The organism is Streptomyces eurocidicus (assembly GCF_002891295.1).
GTDB lineage: Bacteria > Actinomycetota > Actinomycetes > Streptomycetales > Streptomycetaceae > Streptomyces > Streptomyces eurocidicus.
Window position 1 is genome coordinate 156,651 of the sequence record NZ_LGUI01000010.1, and the last position, 13,539, is coordinate 170,189.

The 13,539-nt window shown below is 75.0% G+C and carries 7 protein-coding genes and 1 pseudogene; 2 read left to right on the forward strand and 6 right to left on the reverse strand.

The window, feature by feature from the left end; all coding sequences use genetic code 11:
- Positions 1–17 precede the first annotated feature (17 nt).
- Together AF335_RS26990 and AF335_RS26995 are read left to right on the forward strand one after the other, a co-directional pair.
- On the forward strand, positions 18–968 hold the full coding sequence (locus tag AF335_RS26990) for a LysR family transcriptional regulator (RefSeq protein WP_170127817.1): 951 nt from the start codon (positions 18–20) through the stop codon (positions 966–968).
- 495 nt (positions 969–1,463) lie between these two features.
- Entirely contained in the window at positions 1,464–3,599 is a 2,136-nt protein-coding gene (locus AF335_RS26995) for a PIG-L family deacetylase (RefSeq protein ID WP_244927174.1), read from the forward strand.
- Positions 3,600–3,778: 179 nt separating this feature from the next.
- Here the strand turns inward: AF335_RS26995 and AF335_RS27000 are convergent, their stop codons facing one another.
- From AF335_RS27000 to AF335_RS36495, 6 genes and pseudogenes are all read right to left on the reverse strand, one after another.
- Positions 3,779–4,540 carry a thioesterase II family protein gene (locus AF335_RS27000; RefSeq protein WP_102921038.1) on the reverse strand — a complete coding sequence of 254 codons (762 nt, stop codon included), beginning with the start codon at positions 4,538–4,540 and terminating at the stop codon, positions 3,779–3,781.
- 219 nt (positions 4,541–4,759) lie between these two features.
- Positions 4,760–6,358 (reverse strand): GMC oxidoreductase, encoded by a 1,599-nt coding sequence (locus AF335_RS27005; RefSeq protein ID WP_102921194.1) that lies wholly within the window; start codon positions 6,356–6,358, stop codon positions 4,760–4,762.
- Positions 6,359–6,491: 133 nt separating this feature from the next.
- On the reverse strand, positions 6,492–7,724 hold the full coding sequence (locus tag AF335_RS27010) for a cytochrome P450 (RefSeq protein ID WP_102921039.1): 1,233 nt from the start codon (positions 7,722–7,724) through the stop codon (positions 6,492–6,494).
- A 147-nt stretch (positions 7,725–7,871) separates the two neighbouring features.
- Positions 7,872–10,715, reverse strand: a complete 2,844-nt coding sequence (locus tag AF335_RS36485; protein ID WP_184743850.1) for an AAA family ATPase — start codon at positions 10,713–10,715, stop codon at positions 7,872–7,874.
- Positions 10,712–10,858, reverse strand: a complete 147-nt coding sequence (locus tag AF335_RS36490; protein ID WP_228773021.1) for a LuxR C-terminal-related transcriptional regulator — start codon at positions 10,856–10,858, stop codon at positions 10,712–10,714. Before AF335_RS36490 ends, AF335_RS36485 begins: the two co-directional genes overlap by 4 nt.
- A gap of 2,170 nt (positions 10,859–13,028) precedes the next feature.
- Positions 13,029–13,529: pseudogene (locus tag AF335_RS36495) on the reverse strand (ATP-binding protein); the annotation flags it as partial.
- Positions 13,530–13,539 lie beyond the last annotated feature (10 nt).

Consider the following 13,539-nt stretch of genomic DNA (forward strand, 5'->3'; position numbering starts at 1 on the left):
GGACCTACAATCGGCCGGTGCTGGATGTGAGTACGCGCCGTCTCCGCTGTTTCCTCGCCCTCGCCGAGGAGCTCAGCTTCACCCGGGCCGCGAGCCGCGTACGGCTGGCCCAGCAGGCGCTGAGCCAGCAGATCCGCAAGCTGGAGGAGGGCCTCGGCGTACGGCTCTTCGAGCGGACCACCCGGCAGGTGTCGCTCACCGCGGCGGGGGCCGCGCTGCTGCCGCAGGCACGGCGGGTGATCGGCGCGTGGGAGCACGCGCTGGCGGTGCTGGACGACTGCCGGCGGGAGGCGGTGACGCTGCGGCTCGGCTTCGTCGCGGGCGCGGCCCTGGAGCTGACCGGGCCGGTCCTGGAGGAGTTCGCCCGCCGGCGCCCGGAAGTGTCCCTGACCCAGCGGGAGTTCACCCGGGAGGACCCGTCGGCGGGGCTGGGCCGCGGCCTGGTGGACGTGGCGTTCGTCCGGCCGCCGTTCGGGACCGCGGGCCTGTGTCTGCGGGAGTTGCTGGTCGAGCCCCGGGTGGCGGGGCTGCGGGCCTGCCACCCGCTCGCCGGGCGGGAGTCCCTGTCCGCCCGGGACCTGCGGGACCTGCCCGTCGTGGCGGTGCCGCACCCGGATCCGGTGTTCAGCGACTTCTGGACGCTGGCGGGGCCGGCCGGCGGCGGAGCCGAGGGGCCCCGGCGCGTCACCATGGAGGCGGCGACGCCGGCCGAGGAGCTGGCGCTGGTCACCACGGGCCAGGGCTTCACGGTCATGGCGCTGTCCGCCGCCCGCTACGCGCCGCACCCCGGGATCCGTTACGTTCCGGTCCGCGACATCGAGGGCTCGGCCCTGGCCGTGGCGTGGCGCCGGGACTCGGACTCGGAGCTCGTCGAGGACTTCGTCGCGAGCGCGCTGGCCGTGCGGGACCGCGAGCAGGCGGTCGTACGGGCGATCCGCGGTGAGGCGGGGGCGCGCGAGGACGGGTGAGGGCGGACGAGGACGGGTGAGGCCGGATGAGGGCGGGGGCCCGGTGAGCGGGCCGCGAGCGGGCTCCGGCGCCCGGCCCTGACCGGCCCGGCACCGGGTCCCCGGGCCCCTCCCGCCGGTCACCGTCCGTCACGGCTTCGCGCCCGGGACCGCGCGGCCGGGTCCATGGCACCGCCCCGCCGCCGGGGCGTCCCGGCAGGATCGGGCTCCGTTCCGACCCGGCTCCGCGACCGCCGGACGACCTTCGGTGAGCACCGTGCCGGGCGGCGGGCCGTGTTGCGCAATCGTCTGGGAACCGACGTCCGGCCGACGCACGGCTGTTACAAAACAGCAGGGAAACAGCAGGTTGCGGATCATAGGATCGAACTCATGACCAGTGGGTGATCAGTTCTATTTACTTCTCTCACCCCTTTGTTTCATTGAGTTTGATCACCGCGCTCTTGGCGCAGGAGAGTAGGGGACACACCTGTGCCAGGGCACATACCGCGGCGACGAGTGCTTCAGGTCGCCGGTGGCGGCATCGTCGTCGGAGCGGGCGCGGTGGGCGCCTGGCAGTGGCTGGCCCCCGAGGCGAAGGAGGCCGGCGCCAAGGGCGCCTCGGCCCGTAACGCCAAGGTGGCGGCCTCCGAGTCGTTCGTGCACGTCATCGCCCACCCCGATGACTCGCTGTACTTCATGAACCCGGAGCTGGAGCAGTCGGTCCGCAGCGGCGCCCCGGCCGTGACCGTCTGCCTCACCGGTGGCGAGTCCGACGGCCGCAACGAGCTGTCGAACGCCCACGACTACCGCAGGATGCCCGAGCGGCGGCCGGAGTTCGTCCGCGCCCGGGTCAACGGCTTCCGCCAGGCCACGGCCCGGATGGCGACCGGCGACTCGCTGAGCCCCTGGGAGGTGGAGACGCTCACCCTGCTGCCCGGCTTCGAGGTCGAGGTCCAGACGCTGCGCGCGGCGCCCCAGGTCCAGCTGATCTTCCTGGAGCTGATCGAGGCCCGGACCCTGCGCAATCCCCGCAAGGAGAGCCTGCGCGGCCTGTGGCTGGGCGCGGTCCCCCAGCTGACGACGCTGCGGCCGACCGCCACCCCGGTCGGCCGCACCTTCCGCTACGGGCGCCAGCAGCTGATCGACACGCTCGTCGCCGTTTTCGAGCGCTATCAGCCGACCGTCGTGCGCACCCTCGACCCGAACCCGACGCACGAGCCCAAGCAGCGGCACTTCCCGAACACGCCCCCCGTTCTGGAGGGCATATCGAAGTACGACCACCAGGACCACACCACCTCGGCGTTCTTCGCGCAGGCGGCCCTCGCCGAGTACTGGGGCCGCAAGCACTCGCGGCCGACCGCCGTGGAGAGCTACATCGGCTACGAGGTCTCGCAGCTGCCCAGCAACCTCGACCGGGCCACCACCGACCACAAGGTGAAGTTCCTCGACACCTATGGCTGGGCCGACGGCAAGGACTGCGGTGACTCCGCGGGCTGCGGCGACCGCAAGGTCGGCGCCCGCTCCAAGGCGGTCCGCTGGTCGAACAACTGCCGCCACCGCGCCACCGGCACCACGCGCTGGGTGCAGCCGCTGCCCGATAAGCGGCTCGCGGCCTTCGCCCTCCTCGACGGCGCCGTGCACTGCTGGACCGAGTCCCGGCCCGGCAGCGGCGTCTGGTCCTCGGCCGCCCCGGTCGCCGGCCCGATGCTGGAGGGCCAGGTGCAGGCGGTGCGGCACGCCGACGGCACCCTCCAGCTGTTCTCCGTCCGCACGGTGCTGCCGGGCAAGGAGAAGGACGACCGGACCCACCGGCGCGAGGTCGTCACGGCCCGCCAGACCGGGATGAGCTCCGGCACCCCGACGTTCGGCTCCTGGGAGCCGCTCGGCTCCCCCGAGACCGAGGACGGGCGCTCCATGGAGATGGGCTACCCGGTCGCGGCCGTCGGCAAGGACGGCGTCGTCCAGGTCTTCGTCCGCACCTTCGACGGCGGGGTGGCCTTCCGCGGCGGCGCCGGCGGCCAGGGCTGGACGGAGTGGGAGACCCTCGCCTCCCCCGGCCCCGAGCCGCACGTCATCGACGGGCTGGACGCGGTCGCCGACGAACAGGGGCGGATCCACGTCCTCGCCGCCGACACCCGCACGGTCCACCACTGGATGTCGCAGGAGCCCGGCGGCACCCCGCAGCCGGCCGAGCCGACCCGGCTGCCCACCTGCACCGGCCCGGTGACCCTGGCGGCGCTCCCGAGCGGCGGCATGCGCGTCGCGATGCGCCAGCCCGACACCTCCCGGGTGATCGTCGCCGACCGGCCGGAGAACGGCGCGTGGAAGGTGTCCGCCCAGTGCGAGCCGCTCGGCGGCTACGAGCGGGTCGGTGTCGCCCAGGCCGGGAACACGACCGTACTGGCCGACCGTGACGGCAAGGGCCGCGTCCGGCTCTCCGCCGGCTCCGGCCGCCCGGGTTCCTGGCAGGACCAGGGCATCCCCTACCGCGGGACGCCGGGCATGGTCCAGGACGCCGAGGGCCGTGTGGTGACGGTGGTGCTGGGGATGGACGGGAAGCTGAGTTCCGCGCGTCAGCGGGATTCCGGGGGTGGGGCGTTCACGGCGTGGGTGTCGCACGACGGTAAGACGCAGGGGGATGTGGCGTCGTAAGGGGTGACCGTTCCGGAGGCTGTTCCCTGCGGGGCTTTTTCCCCTACCCGCCCCTTCCCGGAACCGGGGGCTTCGCCCCCGGGCCCCCTTTCCGCGCTCCGCGCGGTGTCCTCAAACGCCGGACGGGCTGAAATCAGCCCGTCCGGCCCTTGAGCCCCGGTATCGGGAAGGCGCGCAACCTACGCGCGGGCCGCGCCGAGGTGGTCGGTGATCAGCTTGTTGATCTCCGCCTGGTGGTTGGCCAGGAAGAAGTGCCCGCCCGGGAAGACGTGGAAGTCGAAGGAGCCCTCCGTGTGCTCACCCCACGCCTTCGCCTCCGCCAGGGTCACCTTCGGGTCGTCGTCGCCGGTGAGGCCGATGACCGGGCAGCGCAGCGGCTCCCCCGGCTCGTAGGCGTAGGTCTCGGCGGCGCGGTAGTCCGCGCGGATGGCCGGGAGGACCATCCGCAGGAGCTCCTCGTCGCCCAGGACCTTGGTGTCCGTGCCGCTCAGGGTCTTCATCTCGTCGATGATGCCGTCGTCGTCGCGCAGGTGGACCGTCTCGTGGCGGTGCGCCGACGGCGCCCGGCGGCCCGAGGCGAAGATGCCCGCGAGCACGGTGTCCTTCTCCCGCTCGAAGCGCCGGGCGACCTCGAACGCGACCGAGGCGCCCATGCTGTGCCCGAAGAGGGCCAGCGGCTTGTCCGCCCAGGGCAGCAGCGCCGCGAACACCCGGTCGGCGAGGTCGGGGATGTTGTCTATGAGCGGTTCCTTGCGGCGGTCCTGACGGCCCGGGTACTGCACGCACAGGACCTCGACGGACTCCGGCATCGCCTGGGACACCGGGAAGAAGAAGCTCGCGGAACCGCCCGCGTGCGGCAGGCACACCAGCCGGACGTCGCCGTCCGGGCGCGGGTGGAACCTGCGGATCCAGAGGCCGTTGTCCTCGGTCTTGTCGATCACGGAACGATGTTTCCTTCCAACGGAGAATCGGGACGGGCGAAAGGGAACGGCGAGGAGCGCGAGGTGTGACGGCCCCCTGGCGGGGCCCGCCGCGCCGCCTCGCCCGGCCACGGTACTCACCCGGGGCGCGGGCCCCGCCGCCTCGTCGGCCGTCCGGTCCCCCGCACGCCACGCGCCCCGGGCGCGCGCCTCAGGGGCGCGCGCCCGGGGCGTCCGGCCTTACTTGGCGGTGACGTCCTGCTTGATGACGCGCTCGATGTTGCGCTCGGCGAGCGCCGTGATCGTCACGAACGGGTTGACGCCGATGGAGCCGGGGATCAGCGCGCCGTCGGTGACGTAGAGGTTCTTGTAGCCGTTGACCCGGCCGTAGTTGTCGGTGGCCTTGCCGAGGACGGCGCCGCCGAGCGGGTGGTAGCAGAAGTCGTCGGCGAACGCCTTGAGCTGCTTGCCGAAGAGGTCGTACCGGTAGATCGTGGTGTTGGCCTTGTTGATGCGGTCGAACAGCGACTTCGCGGCGGCGACCGCGGGCGCGTTCTGCTCCCGGGTCCAGCGCAGGTCGGCGCGGTCCTTGGCGGCGTTGTAGACGAAGGTGCCGCGCTGGGGGTTCTTGGTGATCGCCAGGTAGAGGCTGACCCAGGTCTCCAGACCGGCCGGCATGGGCGCGATCTCGGCGAAGACCGGGGCGTCGGGGTTGTCCCAGTCGTCGATGCCCAGGGCGGGGATCGAGGACTGCTTGGTGCCCGTGGGGTTCCACATGTGGTTGGCGCGGGCGGTCATGATGTTGCCGTTGGGGCCCCAGCCGGCGCCGACCTCGGAGCTGAGGTTCGGCAGGGTGCCGGTCTCCCGGGCGCGGAGCAGCAGTTCGGTCGAGCCGAGGCTGCCGGCGCCGAGGAAGAGGTGGCGGCAGGAGATCTCCTTGGTCGCCAGCAGCTTGCCGTCGGCGTCCTTCTGCTCGACGGTCAGCAGGTAGTTGCCGTCCTTCTGCTGCCGGATCGTCTTGACCTGGTGCAGGGTCTCGATGGTGACCTTGCCGGTGCCGAGGGCGGCCGCGAGGTAGCTCTTGTCCAGGGAGACCTTGCCGTGGTTGTTGCCGTAGATGACCTCGGCGTCCAGCGCGGACTTGGGCACCGAGCCCTCGGCCTCGCGCTTCATGTACTCCCAGTCGTAGACGTTGGGCACGAAGGTGGTGCTCAGGCCGGCCTTCGACGCCTGCTCACGCGAGACGCGGGCGAACTTGTACCACTCGGTCTCCTCGAACCACTTCTTGTCGATGTTGCCGACGCGGAGGGTCGAGTTGGCGCGCGGGAAGTACCGGTCGTACATCTCGGCGGCGTCGACCTGGGGCAGCACCTCCTCGAAGTACGAGCGCCGGGGCGTGACCGCCATGCCGCCGTTGACCAGCGAGCCGCCGCCGACGCCGCGGCCCACGTACACCGACATCTGGTCGAAGTTCACCCGGTCCAGGACGCCCGCGTAGGGGTCGATGTCCCGGTTGGCGAGGTCCAGCCAGAGGAAGGAGCCCAGCGGGGCCTCCGTCCGGGTCTTGAACCAGCTGGAGCGCTTGTCGGGCTTGAGCATCCCGCTGAAGACGTTGCCGTCCGGGCCGGGCTGGTTCCACAGCTGGCCCATCTCCAGCATCAGCGTGCTCACGCCGGCCTCGCCGAGGCGCAGCGCGGAGACGGCCGCGCCGTAGCCGGTGCCGATGACCACTGCGGGCACGAAGGTGCCGCCCGCCACGGCCTTGCCCGCGGCGGCGGCGCGGGGGGCCGCGGAGATGGTGGTCGCGCCCGCGAGGGCGGCCGCGCTGAGGGCGGCCATGCCGAACAGACGACGCCGCGACAGGTGCTGGTTGTCTACCACGCTGGTGATACCTGACCTTTCGAACAATTACGGAGGTACTTTCGAACCGTGGATGGTCTGGGGGGTGCGCGGCCGCCGGGCCGCGCCCGGGCTACCAGGCGACCGGCAGCCGGTGGACGCCGTAGACCTGGGTGTCGTGCCGGAGCGGTATCCCGTCCGCCGGGACGGCCAGGCGCAGGCGGGGGAAGCGGCGCAGCAGCGCGTCGATCCCGGCGCGGAGTTCGACGCGGGCGAGCTGCCGGCCGAGGCACCGGTGGGTGCCGTGGCCGAAGGCCAGGTGGCCGGTGGCGTCCCGGGTGAGGTCGAGGACGTCGGGGTCGGGGTGGCGGGTGGGGTCACGGTCGGCCGCGGCCAGCGAGACCGTGACGATCTCGCCCCGGCGCACGAGCACGCCGTCGATCTCGGCGTCCTCCAGGGCCGCGCGGGTGGGGCCGTGGTGGACGACGCCGAGGTAGCGGAGCAGCTCCTCCACCGCGCCCTCCGTCAGCGAGGGCTCGGCGCGCAGGGCGGCCGCCCGCCCGGGGTGCCGGAGGAGCGCGAGGACGCTGAGCGCGAGCTGGCCGGCGGTGGTCTCGTGACCCGCGGCGAGCAGCAGGAAGGCGAGCGAGGCGAGTTCCTCGTCGGCGAGGTTCCCGGCGCCGTGGACGAGGCCGCTGAGGAGGTCGTCGCCGGGCTCGGCACGCTTGCGCAGGACCAGCCCGTGGAGGGCGGCGGCGAGGCCCGCGAAGGCCGCCGTGACCTGGTCGGTGGAGGCGCCGTGCGCGCTCCAGGCCGCGAGATCGCGCCGGAACCGCTCCCGGTCGGGGGCGGGCACGCCGAGCAGTTCGCAGAGGACGAGGGAGGAGAGCGGGAGCGCGAAGTCCCCGACGAGGTCGGCCGTCCGGCCGGCGCGCTCCATGGCGTCCAGCAGTTCCTCGGCGGCCTTCTCGGTCCGCTCGGCCAGGAGGCCCATGCGCCGGTCGGTGAACTGGGCGGTGAGCAGCTCGCGGTAGCGGCGGTGTCCGGGGGCGCCCTGCGGGAGGGGCGTTCCGGCGGGGTCCGCCGGGTCCTCCTCCAGGATCGCCGCCCGGGGCACCGGGGGGTGTCCGGGTTCGGCGCGGGCGCCGAACCGGGGGTCGGATAACACCGTGCGGGCGGTGGCGTGGCCGGTGACGAGCCAGCCGGTGTGCCCGTCGGTGAACGTCGTACGGGACAGGGGCTCGCGTTCCCGCAGGGTCCGTATCTCCGCCGGCGGGTCGAAGAGGTTCTCGCGCGCCGTGGAGAACAGCGGGCATGCCGCGGCGGACGGGAACGGCGAGGGCGCCGCCGGTGCGGCTCCGGTCATGTCCCTCCCCCTTCCCTGGCCTCGCGTCGTCGTCGGCACGAGGTGTCTTTCCGTGTCCGGCACCCACGCCGGACACGCGTTCGATACCTTCGGTAGGACGGTATGAAGGGCTCCGGATCGCTGTCAACGAAATCGCGGGCCGGGGCGCTAACCCTGTGGGGGCGGCCCGTAGGTACGGTTACCGGGGGTTCCCGCAGCGTTTCGGTTCGGTACGGTACGGGTCGACCCGGTACGGGTGGTGTCCTCGGTGCCGTCCGGCAGCAGGTGGGCCAGGCCCACGAGTTCCGCCCGGCCGTTGACGTTCAGCTTCCGGTAGGCGTGCGTCAGGTGCTTCTCGACGGCCCGTGAGCTGACGTCGAGGCGCTCGGCGATGTCCCGGTTGGAGACGCCGTGCGCGGCGAGCCCGGCGACCCGGCGCTCGGTCCGGGTGAGCGCCTCGACGTCCAGGGAGCTGGCCCTGCGGGCCATGGCCTGGAGCTCCCGGGCCGCCCGGTCGGCGAGCCAGGGCACGCCGGAGGCCAGGGCCTGCTCCCGGCCGCGGCGCAGATGGGTCTCGGCGTCGGTCCGGCCGGCCGCGCGCAGCCGCCTGCCGAGGAGTACGGAGGTGCGGGCCCGCTCCATGGCGTTGACGGCGCCCTCCAGGGTGTCCAGGGACTCCCGGAGCAGTTCGAGGCCCCGCTCCCCCTCGGTGAGGGCGCCCCGCATCCGCAGGGCGCGGCCGATCGCCACGGGCGTGCCCCAGGCACGGGCCCGCGCGCACTCCTCCTCGATGAGCTCCTGGGCCTGGACTCCGTGCCCCATGCGGTAGTGCAGGCCGGCGGCCCAGGCCCGCCAGGGGAAGACCGCGGGGTTGCGCCAGTCGGCGCGCTCGGCGGCCCGCCCCCAGTCGAGGAAGTACTCCAGGGCGGTGGGCAGGTCGCCGACGGCGGCGGCCATGGAGCCGCGCAGCAGCTGGAGGCAGGAGGGCTGGTGGCCCTGGGCCGCGCCCTCGCGGCGGTACTCCAGGAGGCGGCGGGTCAGTTCGGCGTCCCGGGTCTCGATGGCGACGAGCACGATGCCGATCATCGACTGGAGGGTCGCCCACTCGGTGACCCCGAGGGCGAGGGCCTCGGCGGCCTGGGCACGGGCCTCCTCCAGCCGGCCCTGGGCCAGCAGCACCTGGGTGAGTTCGATGCCGATGACGCCCTGGGGGACGACGGCGTTCTCCCGGCGGGCCCGCTCCTGCGCGGTGTGCAGCCAGGGGCCGATGATCTCGACGGAGTCGGCGGCGATGAGGATGTGGGGCAGCAGGGGCAGGGCCGAGTAGACGTGGTCCGGGGTGGCGGGCTCGTACTGCAGGACGCGGTTGGCGAGCGGCCCGACCTCGGCGGCCGACATGCTCTGGGTCATGGTCGCGCCGTGCAGGAGGACGGTGACGAGTTCCCGCTCGGCGGCGGTGCCCAGCGGGGGCGTGGGGCCGAGGGCCCGCAACCGGTCGGCGCAGGTGAGCAGCCGGCCGGGGCCGGCCACCGCGATGTGCCGCAGCCGGGCCTCCAGCCGCAGGGCCAGCTCGCGGTCCTCGCCGGCGATCAGCACCGGGTCGCCGAGCTCGGCGGCGACCTTGCAGACCACGTCGACGGAGGGCGGCGGGCAGCCGCCGAGCTGGGACGGGGGGATGCGGGAGGCGGCCATGGCGCGCTGGGTGGCGGTCGGGATGAGCAGCAGCGCCTGGGAGATGTGCCGGATGGCGGCGGGCGGGTCGAAGGCCCGCTCGACGGTGGCGAGGTCGACGAGGAGCGCGGCCCGGTCGGGGCCTGCGGGGGTGCTGCCGAGCAGGGCCCGGCGCAGATAGCGGGCCGCGTCGTCGGGGGCGCCGCGGCGCATGGCGGCGGTGGCGGCCGAGCGCAGCACCTCGATGGCCCAGCCGTCCTGGCAGGAGGTCGCCTCCAGGAGCTGGGCGGCCGCCTGTTCGGCGGGGTGGCCCGCGCCGTGCAGCAGGAGGGCCGCGTAGATGTGGCTGTCCTCGTGTTCCGCCGGGGTCATCGCGTCCTCGACGGCGTCCCGTACGGCCCGGTGGACGAAGCGGGGCTCGGCGGTCGGGGCGAGCAGCCCGAACCGGCGCAGGGAGCGGACCGCCGCGTCCCGGCCGGTCTCGTCGAGGCCGGCGAGCCGGCCGGCCAGCTCCAGGTCGGTGTGACCGTCGAGGACGGCCAGCGCCTTGGCCATGGCCTGGACGGGGGCGGGCTGGGTGCGCAGCGCGGCGACGAGCCGGCCGCGCAGGGACGGCAGCGGGGTGGTGCGTACGGTGTGGGCGCGCTCGGCGTCCGGCGCGCCGGTGCCGGCGAGGGCGTCGAGGGCGGCGGTGAGGAACAACGGGTTACCGGCGCCGACCTCATGACAAGCCGTCAGATAAGCGGGGTCGGCGGGACGGCCGAAGCGGGCGGCCACGAGCTCGGCGGTGCTCTGCGGCGAGAGCGGGTCGGGGCGCAGGACGCGGGCGGCGCGGTCGGTGATCTCGTGGACGCGCGGCTCCTCGCCGCGGGGGTCGCCCTCGCGCAGGGCGACGACGGCGGTGATGCGCAGGTGGGCTATCCGCTTGGCGAGGTGGCCGAGCCAGCGCAGGGAGGGGGCGTCGGCCCACTGGAGGTCGTCGACGAGCAGCAGCAGCGGGGTGCGCGCGGCGCGGTCCGCGGCCAGGGCGAGGAGTTCGCCGTGCGGCTCCGGCACCCCGGGCCCGGCCGGGCGGTCGTCCAGGGCGCCGCCGGGCAGGAGGGGTTCGAGGAGCTGGCCGACGACGCCGAAGGCGAAGTCCTGTTCCAGGAGGGCCGCGCCGGCGCTGAGGACCTGGGTGCCGCGCTTCTCGGCCAGCGGCCGCAGGGCCCGCAGCAGAGTGGTCTTGCCGGTGCCGAGGCCGCCGGTGACGACCAGCAGGGAGCCGCTCGCCCCCTCGGCGGCCTCCAGCGCCTCGGAGATCAGGTCGAGTTCACGCTGCCGGTCGAGCAAGGGGGTCATGGGGTGTTCCTCCGTAGCTGCCCCAGCGCGTCGGCCAGCTCCGAGCGCCCTGAGATGCCCAATTTTCGGTAGGTCTTGGTCAGATGGAGTTCGACGGTGCGCAGGGTCACCGAGAGCTCGGCGGCGATGGCGCGGTTGGCCATGCCGTGCGCGGCGAGACCGGCCACCCGGAGCTCGGCCCCGGTCAGCCCGCCCGGGGCCGCGGGCCGTGCGCCCGGGGAACCGGCCGGGCCGCGCTCCGGGTGGCGGCCGCCCCGCGGGGGCCCGGGCACCGGCCTTCCCGCCGCGCGTGGCCGTACCCGCGCCGTCGGCGGCGAGCAGGGCGGGGACGGCGGCGGGGCCGGCGGGCCCGGCGAGCGCGGCGGTGCCGAGGGACACGAGGGCCTGCCGGTACTGCCAGGTCGCGGGGGCGTCGGCCGGCGGCCGTACGGCGGTGGACCGGGGCGACCGGCCGCCGGCCGCGAGCAGCGCCCGGCGTACGGCGCTGGGCGCGCCCCAGGCCAGGGCCAGCCGGCGTTCCTCGGCCGCCGGCTCGGGGAGCCCGCCGTGGTCCGGGTCCGGCCCCTGGGCGAGGGCGGCGGCCGAACGCCAGGGCAGCAGGGCGGGGTTGGCGACCCCGCGGGCGAGCAGCACCCGGCCGCACTCCAGCAGATCGGCGCGGGCCTCCTCCCGCCGCTCGCCCGCCAGCCGCAGCAGGCCCCGGGCGTACAGCAGGTACGCCCAGGCGAGGCCGTCCTCGGCACCGGTCGGCCGGGCGAGCCGTACGGTCCGCTCGGCGGCGGTGAGGTCGCCGCGCTCCAGATAGACGAAGATCTTCAGGCCGACGAGGCCGGGGGCCATCAGGGGGTGCCAGCAGTGCGGCGGCATGGCCTCCTGGGCCCGGTCGAGGATGGCGGACGCCGCCTCGGTACGGCCCTGGTGCAGATCGACGAGCGACTCGACGAGCAGGGCGAGACCGGCGATCTGATGGGCTCCGGCGCCCTCGGCCCGCACCAGGACGGCGGCGAGCCCGGCCCGCGCCTCGGCGAAGTCGTCGGTCAGGACGAGCGCGTGGCAGGCGGCGAGCTGGCAGGTGAGGGGGGTGCTGTCCCGGGCGGCGGGGGTGAGCGCGGTGCGGGCGAGCTCACGGGTGCGGACGATGTCCTGGCCGTGCAGGGCCCGCCGCCAGGCGGCGACGCCCGCTTCGGCGGGTTCGGTGGGCGCCTCGGCCAGGGCGGGTATGGAGGGCCGGTCCAGTGCGTAGGCGGCGCCCTGCTGGCTGTGCTCGGCGAGCCAGTACAGGGCGCGGAGGGCGGACCGGTCCCGGGGGTCGAGGTCGCCCCGGTCCAGGACGTGGGCGATCAGCGGCTGCGCGGAGACGACGTCGCCGCGGGCGACGAGGAGCTCGGCGGCGTACACCCAGGACGGGCCCGCCGTGGCGTCGGCCGGGGTGAGCAGGGCGCGCCGCAGGTGCCGGTCGGCGGCGTCGGGCGCGTTGGGCAGCGCGGCGACGCTCAGCTCGATGAGGACCTTCACGCGCAGCGCCGGGTCCATCGGTTCGCGCAGGGCGCGCTGGAGCAGCCGGACCGCACCGGCCAGGTCGCGGGCGGTCCGGCGGCGGGCGGCCTCCCGGCGCAGCACGTCCACCGCCCAGGCGGAGCCGATGATCCGGGCGGCGAGCAGCAGCCGGGCCACCGCGCCGTCGGGGACGGCCTCCCGGTGGGCCCGCTCGGCGGCGCGGGCGTAGAGCTCCTCGCGGCGTTCGGAGCCGATCCCGGCGAGCACCGCCTCGGCGGCCCTCGGTTCACGGAAGGCGGGCGGGTCGCCGTCGGTCAGCAGCCCGGTCGGGGCCAGCAGGCGCAGGGCGCGGGCGGTGCCGTGGGCGCGGGGCTCCGCCAGCGCGGCGATCATGCCGGGGGTGCCGTCGGGGCCGCACACGGCCACCGCGCGCAGGACGTCCTGGAGTTCGGCGGGCAGGGTGGCGCAGGTCCGGGCGGCACGGTTGCCGACGGCTTCGGCGACGGTCTCGGCCAGGTGCGGGAGATGGTCCGGGCCGGGGGGCCAGCCCTGGCGGGAGAACCGGCGGATCACCGTGCGCAGGACGGCCGGCCGTCCGTCCATGGCGTGGGCCGCCGCCCGGCTGAAGACCGGGTCGACGGGCCGCCCGTACGCCCCGCGCAGCACCTCGCCCACGCCTTCGGCGGAGAGCGGGGCGAGGGTGAGGGTGTGCGCGGTGACGGCGCGTTCGTCGGCGAGGGAGCACAGGTCGAGGTGTCCGCCGGGGCCGCCGGGCTCGCCGGTGGCGACACCGTGGGTGGTCAGCAGGAGCACGGGCGCGCCGGACAGCCGGCGGGCCAGCGCCCGCAGCACGCCCCAGGACTCCGGGTCGGCCCACTGGGCGTCGTCGACGGCGAGGAGCAACGGCCGCTTCCGGGCGGCGGCGAGGAGGACGCGGCACAGTTCCCGCACACCGTCCGCGCCCTGTTCCGCCTTGTACCGGGACGGGTCGGTGCCGGGCGCCACACAGGCCAGCAGCTGGCCGACGACGCCGAACGGCAGTCCGGCCTCCTCCCAGGAGGCGTGGGCGGTGGCGGAGCCGACGCCGGAGCGGGCGGCGAAGGCGACCGCGCGGTCGAGCAGGGCGCTGCGGCCGACGCCGGGGGCGCCGTGGACGGCGACGGCGGCCGACCGGCCGGCGCCGAGCCCGTGCAGCAGGCCGCACAGCAGCTTCTCCTCGCGCTCGCGTTCCACCAGCGGCGGCGCCCCGCTGAGTCGGCCGTCGACCGTCGGCCAGGATCCCTCTTCCCCGGCCCGGCCGGCTCTCCAGTGCGTCACGGGCCGCCCC

Coding starts and splice junctions, on each gene's coding strand:
- AF335_RS27005 (WP_102921194.1), bottom strand. CDS start 6,358: ATGGCCGCCCTCAGCGCGGCCGCCCTCGCGGGCGCGACCACCATCTCC.
- AF335_RS36490 (WP_228773021.1), bottom strand. CDS start 10,858: ATGGCCAACCGCGCCATCGCCGCCGAGCTCTCGGTGACCCTGCGCACC.
- AF335_RS27010 (WP_102921039.1), bottom strand. CDS start 7,724: ATGACCGGAGCCGCACCGGCGGCGCCCTCGCCGTTCCCGTCCGCCGCG.
- AF335_RS36485 (WP_184743850.1), bottom strand. CDS start 10,715: ATGACCCCCTTGCTCGACCGGCAGCGTGAACTCGACCTGATCTCCGAG.